Below are 14,598 nucleotides of genomic sequence, written 5' to 3'. Positions count from 1 at the left end.
GGTGAGAAAGCTCCCACTGTGGCGTGGGAGCGATCAGTTACGAACTTACTGCGCCAGCCACCCACCATCGATATTCCACGCCGCGCCACGCACCTGGCTACCGGCCTCGCTGCACAGAAACAGCACCAGTTCACCCAGATGCGCCGGGGTGACGAACTCCAGCGACGGCTGCTTCTCGGCCAGCAGATCGTGTTGTGCCTGCTGCGGGTCGACACCCTTGGCTGCGCGATCGTCGATCTGTTTCTGCACCAGCGGCGTCAGCACCCAGCCCGGGCAGATCGCGTTGCAGGTGACGTTGCTGGCGGCGGTTTCCAGGCCGACCACCTTGGTCAGGCCGATCACGCCATGCTTGGCCGCCACGTACGCAGCTTTGCCGGTGGAACCGACCAGACCGTGCACCGAAGCGATGTTGACGATTCGCCCCCAGCCCTTGTCCCGCATGCCCGGCAGGCTCAGGCGAGTGCTGTGAAACACCGACGACAGGTTGATCGCGATGATCGAATCCCAGCGCTCTACCGGAAATTCTTCCACCGCCGCGACGTGCTGGATGCCGGCATTGTTGACCAGAATGTCCACGCCGCCGAACTCGCGCTCGGCGTAGGCGATCATGTCGGCGATCTGCGCCGGGTCGCTGACGTCTGCCGGGTGATGGCCGACCTTGCCGCCGAACTGCTCGACTTCGGCGATCACCTTGGAGGCGTCGCCAAAGCCGTTGAGGATCAGGTTGGCGCCAGCCTTGGCCAGCGTCAGGGCGATGCCCAGCCCGATGCCGCTGGTGGAGCCGGTAACCAGTGCGGTCTTGCCAGAAAGAGTCGTCATCAATACCTCACACAATGCCAGTGGCGTAGAAAGTGCCGATCACCACGAAAACCGCCAGGGTCTTGATCAGCGTAATACAGAAAATGTCCTTGTAGGCCTCACGGTGAGTCAGGCCGGTGACAGCGAGCAGGGTGATCACGGCGCCGTTGTGCGGCAGGGTGTCCATGCCGCCGCTGGCCATCGCGGCCACCCGGTGCAGCACTTCCAGCGGAATGTTGGCGGCGTGGGCAGCGCTGATGAATTGTTCGGACATCGCTGCCAGCGCGATGCTCATGCCGCCCGAAGCGGAACCGGTGATACCGGCCAGCAGGGTCACGGTGATCGCTTCGTTGACCAGCGGATTGGGAATGCTTTTGAGCCAGTCGGCCAGCACCAGAAAACCTGGTAGTGAGGCGATGACCGCACCGAAACCGTATTCCGACGCAGTGTTCATCGCCGCCAGCAGTGCACCGCTGACTGCGCTTTTGCTGCCTTCGGCAAGCTTGCTTTTGATCGCTTTAAAACCGAATGCCAGCACCATCAGGATGCCGACCAACAGGGCTGCCTGCACCGCCCAGATCGCCGTGAGTTTGGCGATCTCGGTGGTGACCGGCGCGGCCATGCCTGGCAGCGCGAGGCTGTGGGTCTTGCCGTACCACTGCGGAATCCACTGGGTGAACAGCAGGTTCATGATCCCCACCGCCAGCAGCGGCGACAGGGCGATCCATGGGTTCGGCAGTTTCAGGTCTTCGGCGGTTTCCGGTTCGTTGCGCAGTTCGGTGCCGTAGCCTTCACCGGCTCGCTGCGCCTTGTTGCGCTGGCGCTGCAGGAACAGCATGCCGGCGCAGAACACGAAAATCGTGCCGATCACACCCAGCCACGGCGCCGCCCACGCGGTGGTGTTGAAGAAGGTGCTGGGGATGATGTTCTGGATTTGCGGCGTGCCGGGCAGGGCGTCCATGGTGAACGAAAACGCGCCGAGGGCGATGGTTGCCGGGATCAGGCGCTTGGGGATGTTGCTCTGGCGGAACATTTCCGCTGCGAACGGGTAGACCGCGAACACTACGACGAACAGCGAAACGCCGCCGTAGGTGAGCAGGGCGCAGACCAGCACGATCACCAGCATCGCCTGGCGGGTGCCGAGCAGACGAATCGCTGCCGCGACGATCGAGCGCGAGAAACCCGACAGCTCGATGAGCTTGCCGAACACGGCGCCGAGCAGGAACACGGGAAAGTAAAGTTTGATGAAACCGACCATCTTCTCCATGAACACCCCGGTGAAAGCAGGGGCAACGGCGGACGGGTCGGTGAGCAGGACGGCACCGAGGGCGGCGATCGGGGCAAAAAGGATAACGCTGTAGCCACGGTAGGCCGCGAGCATCAGCAGCGCGAGGGCTGCCAAGGCGATGATCACACTCATGGTGTGCTCCTTCGATTGTTATTTTTGTGGGTGGAACGGGTGTGGGGAGGGCTATAGCGAGAACTGTGCCAGATGGTTAAGTTGTTGAAATAAAAGGAATTAGTTTGAGTTTTAGCGGTGGTTTTATGGATTTTGTCTCTATTTTGAGACTTCTGTGAATCGGAAGGCGCTTTCGCGGGCAAGCCCGCTCCCACATTTGAATGCATTCCCCCGTGGGAGCGGGCTTGCCCGCGAAGCTTTTGATGTTGTCCTTATTTAGAGAGTCGTGTCTCTTTATTGAGACTCTACGATCCCAAGTGCAGTCATCTTCTTGTATAGCGTGGAGCGCCCAAGCCCCAACCGCTGAGCAGCCTCGATCACCTTGCCCCCGCATTGCGCGAGGGTGGATTGAATCAACTGCCGGTCAAACCGCTCGCGGGCCTGACTGAAAGTCTCGTGGATTGCGGGCTCTGACAGAGGCGCCAGCGCTCGCTCAACCGGTGTAAACGTGCCAATCGCCGCCCGAATGTCATCCGCCGTCAGCATCAGGTCGTCACTGAGCAATGCCGCTCGCTCAAGCACATTGCGCAACTCGCGGATATTCCCCGGCCAGGCATGCTGGCCCAGCAGCTCCAGCGCTTCGCGGTTCAACTCATGCTGACTGCGCAACTCCTCAAGAATCGCTTCACTGAGCGCCGGCAGATCGTCCAGCCGTTCCCGCAGCGGCGGCACCTGAATCGGCAGCACGTTGAGCCGGTAGTACAAATCCGCGCGGAATTCGCCGCGCTTGATCGCCGCTTCCAGATCCGTCGAGGTCGCGGCAATCACCCGCACATCGCTCTGGATCACATCGTTGGAGCCTACAGGTTCGAATTCCTTTTCCTGCAACACCCGCAGCAATTTGCTTTGCAGCGGCAACGGCATGTCGCCGATTTCGTCAAGAAACAGCGTCCCGCCCTGAGCGATCTGCAACTTGCCGGTGCGACCCTTGCGGTCGGCGCCGGTGAAGGCGCCGGGGGCGGTGCCGAAGAACTCGGCTTCGAGCAGCGCCTCGGGAATCGCTGCGCTGTTGATGCTGACAAACGCCTTGTGCGCCCGAGGCGAAGCGCTGTGGATGGCCTGCGCCAGCAATTCCTTGCCGCTGCCGGTTTCACCCAGCAACAGCACCGGCGACTCGGCACTCGCGCTGCGACGGGCACGGCGTTTGACTTCCAGGCTGGCAGCGCTGGTGCCGATGAAATGGGCGAAGTTGTATTTGGTCTGCCGGGCACGTAGCAGCGAACGGGTCGAGGCCAGTTCTTCCTGCATGCTCAGGTAGCGCTTGAGCATCGGCGACAGCGTGCGCAATTCGTCGAACAGCGCAAAGCCGATGGCGCCGATCACCGCCCCGGCGTCGTCATGGATCGGCAGGCGCATCACCACCAGCGGTTCTTTCGGGGTGTCCTGCATGTCCAGCAGAATCGGCCGCCCGGTACGCACCACCTCCCGCAGCAGGCTGCCGGGGATCACGCTTTCGCAGGGCTTGCCGATGGCCCCGGCGGCGGAGTCGAGCCCGAAGCGTCGCGCATAGCGCTCGTTCATCCAGACGATGTTTGCGTCGCGGTCGACAATCACCGTGCCTTCACTGGATTGCTCGATGATCTCGAACAACGAACGGATTGCCAGCGTGCGAACCCGTTGGTAATCCTTGAGGCTTTCGGTGGTGTTCATGGCGGCGTCCATTGGCGGAAGTCAGGTGGCGCGATTATGCCTATCCCGGATGCGCCGCCGCCAACAGCTCTTTGGTATAGGGATGCTGCGGTGAGTCGAACACGTCATGACTGGCGCCGCTTTCGACCACCTTGCCGTCCTTGATCACGATCATGTCGTGGGCCAGCGCTCGCACCACGGCCAGATCGTGGCTGATGAACAGGTACGTCAGGCCGTGTTTTTCCTGGAGCTGGCGGAGCAGGGCGACCACCTGTTTCTGCACGGTGCGATCAAGGGCCGAAGTCGGCTCGTCGAGCAGAATCAGCGCCGGTTTGAGCACCAGTGCCCGGGCGATCGCAATGCGCTGACGCTGGCCACCGGAGAACTCATGGGGATAGCGATGGCGGCTTTCAGGGTCGAGGCCCACTTCCTTGAGCACGCGGATCACCTGGTCGTCGCACTCGTCGGCAGTGGACTGGCAATGCACCTCCAGCCCTTCGCTGATGATTTGCGCTACCGACATGCGCGGGCTGAGGCTGCCGAACGGGTCCTGGAACACCACCTGCATCTGCCGGCGCCACGGCCGCATCTGCTTCTGGTCGAGGCCGTCGAGTGCCGTGCCTTGGAAGCGAATGCTGCCCTTGGAGTCGAGCAGCCGCAGGATCGCCTGACCGAGAGTCGACTTGCCCGAACCGGACTCGCCGACGATGCCCAGCGTCTTGCCGCGCTGGATGTTCAGGCTGATGCCATCCACCGCGCGCAGGTATTGCTTGCGCTGGAACAGCCCGCCGCCGACGGTGAAATCAACCCGCAGGTCATCGACTTCCAGCACGTTCTCGCGTTCGTCCCGGGGCAGTGCTTCGCCTTCCGGTTCAGCGTTGAGCAACACGCAGCTGTAAGGGTGTTTCGGCTCGGTGAACAGGGTTTCGCACGGCGCCTGCTCGACGATCTCACCGGCCTTCATCACGCACACCCGTTGGGCGATGCTGCGCACCAGATTGAGGTCATGGCTGATCAGCAGCAGCGACATGCCCAGGCGCCGTTGCAGGGACTTGAGCAGCAACAGGATCTTGCGCTGCACGGTCACATCGAGGGCTGTGGTTGGTTCGTCGGCGATCAGAAGTTCGGGCTCGCAGGCCAGGGCCATCGCGATCATCACCCTTTGACGCTGGCCGCCGGACAGTTGATGCGGATAAGCCTTTAGCCGTTCTTTCGGTTTCTGGATGCCCACCAGTTCGAGCAGTTCGAGGATCCGCGCCTGAGCCTCTTTGCCCCCGAGGCCACGGTGCAGCAACAGGGTTTCGCCGATCTGCTTTTCAATCGTGTGCAGCGGATTGAGCGAGGTCATCGGCTCCTGGAAAATCATGGCGATGCGGTTACCCCGCAGGTCGCGCAGGGTCTTGGGATCGGCGCCGACCAGTTCCTGCCCACGATAGCGGATGCTGCCGGTGGTCCGGGCATCGCATTCGGGGAGCAGTTGCAGGATCGAGTGGGCCGTCACCGATTTGCCCGAGCCCGACTCGCCGACCAGTGCCAGGCACTCGCCGGGGCGGATGTCCAGGCACAGGTTACGAACCACGGCCTGGCCATGGAAGGCGACGCTGAGGTCACGGATTTCGATCAGATTGTCAGTCATATCAAGGTTCCGTTCATGAGCGCGGGTCAAAGGCATCGCGCAGCGCTTCGCCGATGAATACCAACAGGGAAAGGATCAGCGCCAGGGTGAAAAACGCGGTCAACCCGAGCCACGGCGCTTGCAGGTTCTGTTTGCCCTGACCGATCAACTCGCCCAGCGATGCGCTGCCGGCGGGCATGCCGAAACCGAGGAAGTCCAGCGCGGTCAGGGTAGAAATCGCTCCGGTCAGAATGAAGGGCAGATAGCTCAGGGTCGCGTTCATCGCGTTGGGCAGGATGTGCCGGACAATCACTTTTCGATCGCTCAAGCCCAAAGCCCGGGCAGCCTTGACGTACTCGAGATTGCGCCCGCGCAGAAACTCGGCGCGTACCACGTCCACCAGCGCCAGCCAGGAAAACAGCGCCATGATCCCCAGCAGCCACCAGAAGTTCGGCTCGACGAATCCCGAAAGGATGATCAGAAGGTAAAGCACCGGCAGCCCCGACCAGACCTCCAGCAAACGCTGGCCGAGCAGATCGACCCAGCCGCCGTAATAGCCCTGCAGGGCGCCGGCTGCGATACCGATCAGGGCGCTGACGAAGGTCAGCATCAGGGCGAACAGAATCGACACCCGGGCGCCGAAAATCACCCGAGCCAACACGTCGCGCGCCTGATCGTCGGTGCCCAGCCAGTTGACCGAAGTCGGCGGGCTGGGTGCTGGTTTGTTGAGGTCGTAGTTCGGAGTATCGTCACTGAACGGAATTGGCGGAAACAGCAGCCAGCCACCATCCTTGCGGATCAGCTTCTGCACGTAGTCGCTGCGGTAATCGGCCTGGAACGGCAGTTGCCCGCCGAACTCCTGTTCGGTGTGGCGTTTGAACACCGGGAAGTACCACTGGCCCTGATAACTGACGACCAATGGTTTGTCGTTGGCGATCAGTTCGCCGCCGAGGCTGAGCAGGAACAGGCCGATAAACAGCCACAGCGACCACCAGCCCCGGCGGTTTTTCTTGAAACGTTCGAAACGGCGACGGCCCAGAGGCGAGAGCTTGAACATCAGGCGTTCCTCGCGGCGAAGTCGATGCGCGGGTCGACCAGCGTGTAGCACAGGTCGCCAATCAGTTTTATCAGGAGGCCGAACAGGGTGAAGATGAACAGCGAGCCGAACACCACCGGATAGTCCCGGGACACGGCCGCTTCGTAACTCATGCGCCCAAGGCCGTCGAGGGAGAAGATCACTTCGATCAGCAATGAGCCGGCAAAGAATACGCTGATGAACGCCTGGGGAATGCCCGACACCACCAGCAGCATTGCGTTCCGGAACACGTGTCCGTAGAGCACCCGGTTTTCGCTCAGGCCTTTGGCGCGCGCAGTGACCACGTATTGGCGGGTGATCTCATTGAGGAACGAGTTCTTGGTGAGGATGGTCAGGGTGGCGAAACCGCCGATCACCAGCGCCGTGACCGGCAACACCAGATGCCAGAAGTAGTCGGTGATCTTGCCCAGCGTCGACAGGGATTCGAAGTTGTCGGACACCAGCCCGCGCACCGGAAACCAGTTCAGCGACGTGCCGCCGGCGAACACCACGATCAGGAACATCGCGAACAGGAATGCCGGCATGGCGTAACCGATGATGATCGCCGTGCTGCTCCAGATATCGAAATGGCTGCCGTGGTGTACGGCTTTGCGGATGCCCAGCGGGATCGACACCAGATAGGTGATCAACGTCGCCCAGAGCCCGAGGGAAATGGTCACCGGCATTTTCTGCAGGATCAGGTCGGTAACCGTAGCGCCGCGGAAGAAGCTCTTGCCGAAATCCAGCTGCGCGTAGTTCTTGAGCATCAGCCACAGGCGTTCATGGGCGGGTTTGTCGAAGCCGTACTGTTTTTCGATGTCCTTGATCAGTTGCGGATCGAGGCCACGGCTGGCGCGGGACGTGCCGCTCATGGTCTCGCTTGCACCGCCGCCGACACTTGCGCCGCCAATGCCTTGCAAATGGGCGATGGCCTGTTCAACCGGCCCACCCGGTGCGGCCTGGATGATCACGAAGTTGACCAGCAGAATGATCACCAGCGTCGGGATGATCAGCAGCAGGCGCCGCAGTATGTAAGCCCACATCAGTGCGGCCCTCCGGGTCTGCCACGGCTGATTTTCTCGGCCGTCATCTGCTGGTTGGTCAGCGGCGTGCTGCTGATTTCCCACCAGCTCTCAATCGCCTCGTCATTGCTCGCCTGCACGGTGGGAATGCCGAAACGGTTCCACCACACGGTCGACGTGCCCGGCGGGTAATAGTTGGGAATCCAGTAGTAGTTCCATTGCAGCACCCGATCCAGTGCATGTGCGTAACGCAGCATGTCGGCCTGGGTCGAGGCGCGGATCAGGCCGTTGATCAAGGTGTCGACCGCCGGATTCTTCAGCACCATGTAATTGTTGGCGCCGGGATCGTTGGCCGATGCCGAACCGAAGTAGTTCAACAGTTCGCCGCCGGGGGAGGTGGTGACCGGGTAGCCGGTGACAATCATGTCGTAGTCGCGGCTCATCAGGCGATTGACGTACTGCGAGGAGTCGATGCGACGGATGTCGAGGTTGATGCCGATCTGCTTCAGCGTGCGCTTGTACGGCAGCAGCAGGCGGTCCATGCCGTTCTGGCTGACCAGGAAGGTGAAGCTCAACGGCTCGCCACGATCGTTGACCAACTGGTCGCCATCGGGTTTCCAGCCGGCCTGTTCCAGCAGCTCCAGCGCTTGCAGTTGTTTGTCGCGGATGATGCCGCTGCCGTCGGTCTTCGGCGCTTCGAAGACCTGAGTGAACACCTCGTCGGGAATCTGTCCGCGCAAGGGTTCGAGAATCTTCAGTTCGGCGGCGTCCGGCAGTTTGCGGGCGGCCAGATCAGTGTTGGAAAAGTAACTCTGCTGGCGGATGTACATGTTGCGCATCATCTGCCGGTTGCTCCATTCGAAATCCCAGAGCATGGCCAGTGCCTGACGAACGCGGCGATCCTGGAATGTCGGCTTTTGCAGATTGAACACGAAGCCCTGGGCCGACTGCGGCGCTTCGGTGGCCAGATGAGCCTTTTGCAGACGACCGTCGCTCAGGGCCGGGCTCTCGTAACCGATGGAGTAGCCGGTGGCGGAGAACTCGCGGTTGTAGTCGTAGGCGCCGCCGCGCAGGACCTGGCGGGCGACGTCGGTGTCGCCGAAGTACTCGATGCTGAAGTGATCGAAGTTGTACAGGCCACGGCTGACCGGCAGGTCCTTGCCCCACCAGTCGGGATTGCGTTCAAAGGTGATGCTGCGTCCGGAGTCGACCTTGCCGACTCGATACGGACCGCTGCCCAGCGGCGGTTCATAGCCGCCACCACCGGCGAAATCACGGGTCTTCCACCAATGCTCGGGAAATACCGGCAGCGTGGCGATATCGAGCGGCAGGGTGCGGTTTTCGTTGCTCTTGAAATCGAAACGCACGGTGAGCGGGGCTTCGACTTCGACGCCTTTGACGTCGGCGAACTGGGTGCGATAACGCAGGCTCCCTTGAGTCATCAGCAAGTCATAGGTGTAGCGCACGTCTTCGGCGGTGATTGGCTTGCCATCGGCGAAGCGGGCCTTGGGATTGATAAAGAAGCGCAACGACAGGCCGTCATCCGAGCGTTCCATTTTCTGCGCCACGAGGCCGTATACGGTGTAGGGCTCGTCGAGTGAGCGCTGGGCCAGCGGGGAGTACAGCAGGCCGTCGATCTGGCTGACGCCGATGCCTTTGTCGATGTACGGCAGGACATGGTCGAAGTGGCCGATCTCGATGGCCGAGCGGCGCATCGTCCCGCCCTTGGGCGCCCGGACGTTGGTGTAATCGAAGTGACTGAAGCCGGGCGGGTACTTTGCCGGTTCGCCATAGACGGTCATCGCATGCTGGGGTGCGGCGTCCACACCAGTGATCCCAAGCAGCAGGGTCACGGCAGTGAACATCAATGTCGGGAAAGCCAGTCGCATTGTCAGCCTTAAAGCCGGGTAATCGATAAGCGCAATTTGTACGCGAGCGGCGCGCCGTTCGCCAGCGGTGTGGTGTAACCAAAACAAAACGGCCCGCCATCAGGCGGGCCGTTGCACAGCAGGTCGGGCTGAAGATCAGTCCTGACGGCTGGTGACTTCCAGCAGGTGGTAGCCGAACTGGGTCTTCACCGGGCCTTGCACGACGTTGATCGGCGCGCTGAATACCACGGTGTCGAATTCCTTGACCATCTGGCCAGGACCGAACGAACCCAGGTCGCCGCCCTGACGGCTGGACGGGCAGGTGGAGTTGGCCTTGGCCACTTCGGCGAAATCAGCGCCACCTTCGATCTGGGCCTTGAGTTCGTTGCACTTGGCTTCGCTGGAAACCAGGATGTGGCGGGCAGTGGCTTTAGCCATGGGGAAACTCTCCAATCAAATCAGTAAAGGGGGGAGCCTACCGGATTCAGTGGCCGATTTCTCGGCAAAGTTCCATTCGCTCGTCTGATACCGGTCGCTACAGATTAGCTGCTTGCAGGCGCAAGGCGTGTTCGACGTAGAGTTGGATCGGATCGTTCTCCGTGGTGCGCTGACCGATGCCCCGACGCAGGCTGCGCAAATGGTCGAGCGGATAATCGGAGCGGATCACGGTGCCCAGGTGAGAGCTGAAGCGGCCGACAAAACCGTCGTTCTGCGCGGGTTCTGTAATGAAATATTCCGACAGGGCGAGGCAGATGCCCTGTACCGGGTCGAGGGTCTGCACGGTCAGCTCCGGCACAACACCACTCCACGAATAATAGCGAACGCCATCGACCCGCTCGGCACCCTGGCCACCCCAGGTTTCGGGAAGACCCTGCGGGTATTTGTCATTGAATTGGCCGACACCTTCCGTCGTCAGCGCATTGAGTGCTGCCAGTGCATGGCGAGGCAGTGTTTTGTGCCCGCTGAGCAGAGATAAAAAGTTGGAAAACAATGTAGCTACGTTCTGGGCCACGGTCTCCGGCAGCCGTCCGGGGATCAATGCCTTGCGCAGGAAGTCCGCCAGCTCCGAACCGTGATTGGGACCGCTGACCGAAGTGACGGAAGCGACCTTGTGTGGCGCAAGCGCCGCAGCATACCGAGCCGTCAGTGCGCCCTGGCTGTGTCCGATCAGGTTGACTTTTGTCGCGCCTGTGCCTCGGAGCACGGAGTCGATCTGCGAAAGCAATTGCTCGCCTCGCACTTCGTTGTCATGAACCGCGGACATGTGCGGCACGAATACCTGCACCCCGACAGCCTTGAGCGCCTGTTTGACGTCATGAAACAGTTCGAAAGGGCCAATGCGCTCGAATCCGAACAGACCATGCACCAACAGTACGGGATAGAGAGTTGTGGCATTTCGTTGCATTTTTCGTCCTTGATCGCAGAGATTCATCGATGTTGTCTGCGTGCCACTCTAAAACAGTCGTTGCGCAGGCGATGCCTGAAGAGTCTTTCTAGTGGGGTGGAAACTGGATCAGTGTGCGTATGAAATTTCACTTTTGAATGAAATCCGGTTCTGAATATTTAGAGGGGTCTAGCCTCGGCGAATGTGTTTTCCCCATTTTTGCCTACTCCATCCAGTGCCTTTAGCTCTGTCTCGCCGGGTGCCCGGCTGACATCGTGGAGGCGATGAAACGCGTTAAATAGAGGCTCTTTGACGCAGCCCGCCGGCGTGTCATTTCCAGGGAATGGAGCAGCGAATGAACATGACGGATGAACTGGTAACGGCTTCGCAAATGCGAGGCCTGGGGATGGATGCTGAACGGGTCGGGGTATTCGGACATTGTCGGACACGCGAACACGCTTTATCGCTGCCCGAACCCGCAATCGATTCGCTGGAGGGTGCAGTTCTTGATCCCTCTCTGAATCGGGTGGTCGTGCGGATTGCCCCCTATCCAGGAATGGCCTGTGGGGACAGGATCGTGTTGAGCTGGTGCGGCCACGATATCGAAGGTATGCCGTATCAACATGAAATCACGCGATTTGTCAGCGAAGCCCAGTTGGGCAGGGAGATCGTTCTGGTCGTGCGGGGCGCTCACATCGCGGCGCTGGACGGAGGTTCGCTGGAGGTGTTCTGGACATTGACCAGTGCCTCGCGTCCGGAGCCACTGGTCTCCTTGCGCAGGCAACTGGATGTTGGAGATGTTCGTTACAGCCTCATGCCGGTCACCCTCGAGGACGCTGTCGGGGGCAGTCTCGATCCCGCACGCGTCACAGACGGGACCTCGGTCACGCTTCAGCCCTATGCCGGAATGTGTGTCGGCGACCGGGTGCGGTTGATCTGGGAGGGGGCCGCGCATGAGACATCACTTCGAGACACGCTGATCGTCGAGTCCTTTGCTGTCGGTCGGCCTCTGGTGCTGGGGATCGCACCCGAGTTCATCACGCCGCATCTCGGCGGGGAAGTGGTGATTCGATACAGTGTCGAACAGCAAAGCGGCGCGATTCGCGAATCAGGTGTGACGCGAATCAGCATTGCTCCTCTTGAAAGGGATGTATTGGCGGCACCCCAGGTGCTCGAAGCCGATGACGGGGTACTCGATGTGCAGGATGCAATCGACGGCGTCAGTGTATTGATCAGTGATGCGCGGGTAGAGGAGGGGGAGCTGGTTTATCTCAAGTGCGACGGCGAGTCATTCTTTCACCGCGATGACCGCGAAATAATCAGCGGAATGGCCATGCAACCCTTGGTCTTCATCGTGCCATATCGATTCTGGCGCGAACATGTGGACACCCTTGTGCAAGTGTCCTATTCGGTCGAGAGGCTTGATGATGTGAGTCAGATGTCCAGCGTGACCCTGCTGCGAGTAGTGCAGGGTTGATGTGTCGACGTTGACCATCGGCTGGCCCTCCGGGTCAATGACACACACCGGAGGGCGGTTTGACTGTCAGGCCTGTTGTCGAATGCGGTGTGCGGCATCCAGCAGCAGGCGTTCTGTTGCATCGAATCCGAGGCAGCCATCGGTCACCGAAACGCCATAACGCAGCGACTCGCTCAGGGGCTGGCATCCCTCGAACAGATGCGACTCGAGCATCATGCCGATCAATGAACGATTGCCTTGCAGTCGTTGTTCCAGCACCTCGTTGAACACGCCCGGCTGGCGGAGCGGGTCCTTGCCACTGTTGGCATGGCTGCAATCGACCATGATCCGGCTCGGAATTTTCAGGCGGTTCAACTCGGTGTTGATGACGGCAACGCTTTCGCGGTCGTAGTTCGGCCCTTTGTGACCACCACGCAGCACCAGGTGGGTGTCCGGATTGCCCGGGGTCTGGATGATCGCCGGGTGGCCCTGGCTGTCAACGCCGAAGTGGCGATGGGCATGGGCTGCCGAACGCATTGCGTCAACGGCGACGGTCACGCCGCCATCGGTGCCGTTCTTGAAGCCGACCGGCATGCTCAGCCCGCTGGCCATTTCCCGGTGGATCTGTGATTCGGTCGTACGGGCGCCGATGGCGACCCAGCTCAGCAAGTCATCGAAGTACCCGGCAGCCATGGGCTGCAGCAGTTCGGTGGCAATCGGGAGCCCGAGGCGGATCATTTCCAGCATCAGTTCGCGCGACAGCGTGAGGCCGGCAGCCATGTCGTCGCTGCCATTCAGATGCGGATCGTAGGCGAGGCCTTTCCAGCCGACGGTGGTGCGAGGTTTTTCGACGTAGGCACGCATCACGAGCAGCATGTCATCACGGACTTCTTCAGCCAGGCGCGAAAGTTTGCTGGCGTATTCAAGCGCGGACTCGGGGTCGTGAATCGAGCAGGGGCCGACAATCACCAGCAAGCGCGGGTCATGGCCATCGAGAATCGCGCGGACCGCCTGGCGGTGGGCGACGACTTGCTGGTTCAGCGCATTGCTCAGAGGCAATTGCTGCTTGAGTTGCAGCGAACTCGGCAGACGCAGGGTCAATGCTTCGTTGGCAGGGTTCAGGGTGGACAGTGGCAGAGCAGAAACGGACGAGTTCATATTCGGTCTTCCTGGGCGGATGGCGGGGGCTTCCCGCTCACTCGGCCCTACTGGGGTGTTCGACAATTGGCCGGATTGGCTACGTGTTTTGGCTTGCCACCTGTGGGTGACCGATCGGAGGCGGCAGGCTGTCCCGAGCGGAGGCTGGTAAATCGCCAAGCGGTAAAACTGTCGTGACGGTAATAAGTGGCGTAGTTCATTGGTTGAATCCTCAAAATGTCTGGTGTGTTGCTGAAAAAATCAGGGCCTGAAAAAACAAAACCCCCGGTCGGGAGGCCGACCGGGGGTTGAGAAATCTCTGGTAGGCGACCCGTTCAAATGGGCGCCGTGTGGGTATCAGGCGCGCCAGTGGCTAAACCAATACCCAAAATAAAAGCTTGCAGGAGCAGTGCAGGCGCCGTTCACCCGGGCAGCCGCAACCGAGCGCGAGGCGCTGGCGGTACGAAGCTGTGAGAGGGTGTTGAACATGAGCTGTCTCCAAAGAATGCGCCGAGCTTACTAGAGGCGGCTGCGCGTCAGCAATCAGAAATTGCTATCGGAGGCACAAGAGGGCTTCTAAGGGTTGAGCGCCCGCCAAGGTGTGACACACTCTGCTTTCTGAACGTGTGCTCAAGGAAGGGGCATGAACTTGAAGAAGATCGAGGCAGGAATGAGTTTTGAGTTGCGCCAGGCAACGTCCGCCGACCTGTCGTTTGTACGAGAGCTGACTTGCCGAAACATGCTCCGCTACTACATTCACTATGACTTGTTGTGGCAGGACGAGGCATTTGATGTCGCCTGGGCCGGGCGCGAAAACTGGTTGATCCTTCGCGAAGGCGAATTGATGGGCTATTTCAGTCTGAGTCGTGATGCTCGGGCCGTGTATATCCGCGAATTGCAGATCGTCGAAAGCGCTCAAGGCCAGGGCGCGGGATCCTGGGCGATCGATCAGGTTGTTGCGATGGCTCGGCTGGAGCGTCGCCCGGCGTTGCGCCTGACGGTGTTCAAAAACAATCCGGCGCAAAACCTGTATCGAAGAAAAGGAATGTTTGTGCAGGGCGAGGACGAGTGTTTCCTGCGAATGCAGCTCGATTTCAGTACACCTGTGCTCTGAAACCCACGGCTGGCAAGCCCTCGATGAAGAATTGAAACTTT

Annotated in this window: 12 protein-coding genes; 2 read left to right on the top strand and 10 right to left on the bottom strand. The window is 60.5% G+C overall.

What is annotated here, in order from left to right; translation table 11 throughout:
* Positions 1-45 precede the first annotated feature (45 nt).
* From hbdH to AC0R79_RS17220, 9 genes are all read right to left on the bottom strand, one after another.
* The gene (hbdH, locus tag AC0R79_RS17260) at positions 46-819 is read right to left on the bottom strand and encodes a 3-hydroxybutyrate dehydrogenase (RefSeq protein ID WP_474730827.1); all 774 of its coding nucleotides are present in this window, start codon (positions 817-819) and stop codon (positions 46-48) included.
* A 7-nt stretch (positions 820-826) separates the two neighbouring features.
* On the bottom strand, positions 827-2,218 hold the full coding sequence (locus tag AC0R79_RS17255; RefSeq protein ID WP_007952055.1) for a GntP family permease: 1,392 nt from the start codon (positions 2,216-2,218) through the stop codon (positions 827-829).
* Between the two features lie 273 nt (positions 2,219-2,491).
* On the bottom strand, positions 2,492-3,907 hold the full coding sequence (locus tag AC0R79_RS17250; RefSeq protein ID WP_474730822.1) for a sigma-54 interaction domain-containing protein: 1,416 nt from the start codon (positions 3,905-3,907) through the stop codon (positions 2,492-2,494).
* Between the two features lie 40 nt (positions 3,908-3,947).
* Positions 3,948-5,522 (bottom strand): ABC transporter ATP-binding protein, encoded by a 1,575-nt coding sequence (locus AC0R79_RS17245; RefSeq protein ID WP_474730817.1) that lies wholly within the window; start codon positions 5,520-5,522, stop codon positions 3,948-3,950.
* Positions 5,523-5,535: 13 nt separating this feature from the next.
* Positions 5,536-6,558 (bottom strand): ABC transporter permease, encoded by a 1,023-nt coding sequence (locus AC0R79_RS17240; protein WP_007952058.1) that lies wholly within the window; start codon positions 6,556-6,558, stop codon positions 5,536-5,538.
* A complete protein-coding gene (locus AC0R79_RS17235) occupies positions 6,558-7,619 on the bottom strand; it encodes a microcin C ABC transporter permease YejB (protein ID WP_007952064.1) in 1,062 nt (353 codons plus the stop codon). Before AC0R79_RS17235 ends, AC0R79_RS17240 begins: the two co-directional genes overlap by 1 nt.
* Positions 7,619-9,487 carry an extracellular solute-binding protein gene (locus tag AC0R79_RS17230; protein ID WP_127798303.1) on the bottom strand — a complete coding sequence of 623 codons (1,869 nt, stop codon included), beginning with the start codon at positions 9,485-9,487 and terminating at the stop codon, positions 7,619-7,621. Before AC0R79_RS17230 ends, AC0R79_RS17235 begins: the two co-directional genes overlap by 1 nt.
* A gap of 135 nt (positions 9,488-9,622) precedes the next feature.
* Positions 9,623-9,904, bottom strand: a complete 282-nt coding sequence (locus AC0R79_RS17225) for a peptidylprolyl isomerase (RefSeq protein WP_007952068.1) — start codon at positions 9,902-9,904, stop codon at positions 9,623-9,625.
* Positions 9,905-10,001: 97 nt separating this feature from the next.
* Complete coding sequence (locus tag AC0R79_RS17220; protein WP_474735128.1) at positions 10,002-10,871, bottom strand: esterase/lipase family protein; 870 nt, start codon at positions 10,869-10,871, stop codon at positions 10,002-10,004.
* Between the two features lie 334 nt (positions 10,872-11,205).
* Between AC0R79_RS17220 and AC0R79_RS17215 the strand changes: the two genes are divergently transcribed.
* The gene (locus AC0R79_RS17215) at positions 11,206-12,327 is read left to right on the top strand and encodes a hypothetical protein (protein ID WP_474730811.1); all 1,122 of its coding nucleotides are present in this window, start codon (positions 11,206-11,208) and stop codon (positions 12,325-12,327) included.
* A 66-nt stretch (positions 12,328-12,393) separates the two neighbouring features.
* Here AC0R79_RS17215 and AC0R79_RS17210 read toward each other — a convergent pair whose 3' ends face one another.
* A complete protein-coding gene (locus tag AC0R79_RS17210) occupies positions 12,394-13,464 on the bottom strand; it encodes a 3-deoxy-7-phosphoheptulonate synthase (RefSeq protein ID WP_375747237.1) in 1,071 nt (356 codons plus the stop codon).
* Between the two features lie 649 nt (positions 13,465-14,113).
* Here AC0R79_RS17210 and AC0R79_RS17205 point away from each other — a divergent pair.
* A complete protein-coding gene (locus tag AC0R79_RS17205; RefSeq protein WP_085605134.1) occupies positions 14,114-14,557 on the top strand; it encodes a GNAT family N-acetyltransferase in 444 nt (147 codons plus the stop codon).
* Positions 14,558-14,598: the final 41 nt, after the last annotated feature.

Source organism: Pseudomonas sp. HD57-3 (assembly GCF_056113135.1).
The sequence above is the reverse complement of the archived record's forward strand: the minus strand, read 5'-3'. Positions and strand labels throughout refer to the sequence as shown.

What these genes read in the sequence shown, in the direction of transcription:
- AC0R79_RS17225 (WP_007952068.1), bottom strand. Translation starts at nt 9,904, where the DNA reads ATGGCTAAAGCCACTGCCCGCCACATCCTGGTTTCCAGCGAAGCCAAG.
- AC0R79_RS17220 (WP_474735128.1), bottom strand. Translation starts at nt 10,871, where the DNA reads ATGCAACGAAATGCCACAACTCTCTATCCCGTACTGTTGGTGCATGGT.
- AC0R79_RS17205 (WP_085605134.1), top strand. Translation starts at nt 14,114, where the DNA reads ATGAGTTTTGAGTTGCGCCAGGCAACGTCCGCCGACCTGTCGTTTGTA.
- AC0R79_RS17210 (WP_375747237.1), bottom strand. Translation starts at nt 13,464, where the DNA reads ATGAACTCGTCCGTTTCTGCTCTGCCACTGTCCACCCTGAACCCTGCC.
- AC0R79_RS17230 (WP_127798303.1), bottom strand. Translation starts at nt 9,487, where the DNA reads ATGCGACTGGCTTTCCCGACATTGATGTTCACTGCCGTGACCCTGCTG.
- AC0R79_RS17245 (WP_474730817.1), bottom strand. Translation starts at nt 5,522, where the DNA reads ATGACTGACAATCTGATCGAAATCCGTGACCTCAGCGTCGCCTTCCAT.
- AC0R79_RS17235 (WP_007952064.1), bottom strand. Translation starts at nt 7,619, where the DNA reads ATGTGGGCTTACATACTGCGGCGCCTGCTGCTGATCATCCCGACGCTG.
- hbdH (WP_474730827.1), bottom strand. Translation starts at nt 819, where the DNA reads ATGACGACTCTTTCTGGCAAGACCGCACTGGTTACCGGCTCCACCAGC.
- AC0R79_RS17240 (WP_007952058.1), bottom strand. Translation starts at nt 6,558, where the DNA reads ATGTTCAAGCTCTCGCCTCTGGGCCGTCGCCGTTTCGAACGTTTCAAG.
- AC0R79_RS17250 (WP_474730822.1), bottom strand. Translation starts at nt 3,907, where the DNA reads ATGAACACCACCGAAAGCCTCAAGGATTACCAACGGGTTCGCACGCTG.
- AC0R79_RS17215 (WP_474730811.1), top strand. Translation starts at nt 11,206, where the DNA reads ATGAACATGACGGATGAACTGGTAACGGCTTCGCAAATGCGAGGCCTG.
- AC0R79_RS17255 (WP_007952055.1), bottom strand. Translation starts at nt 2,218, where the DNA reads ATGAGTGTGATCATCGCCTTGGCAGCCCTCGCGCTGCTGATGCTCGCG.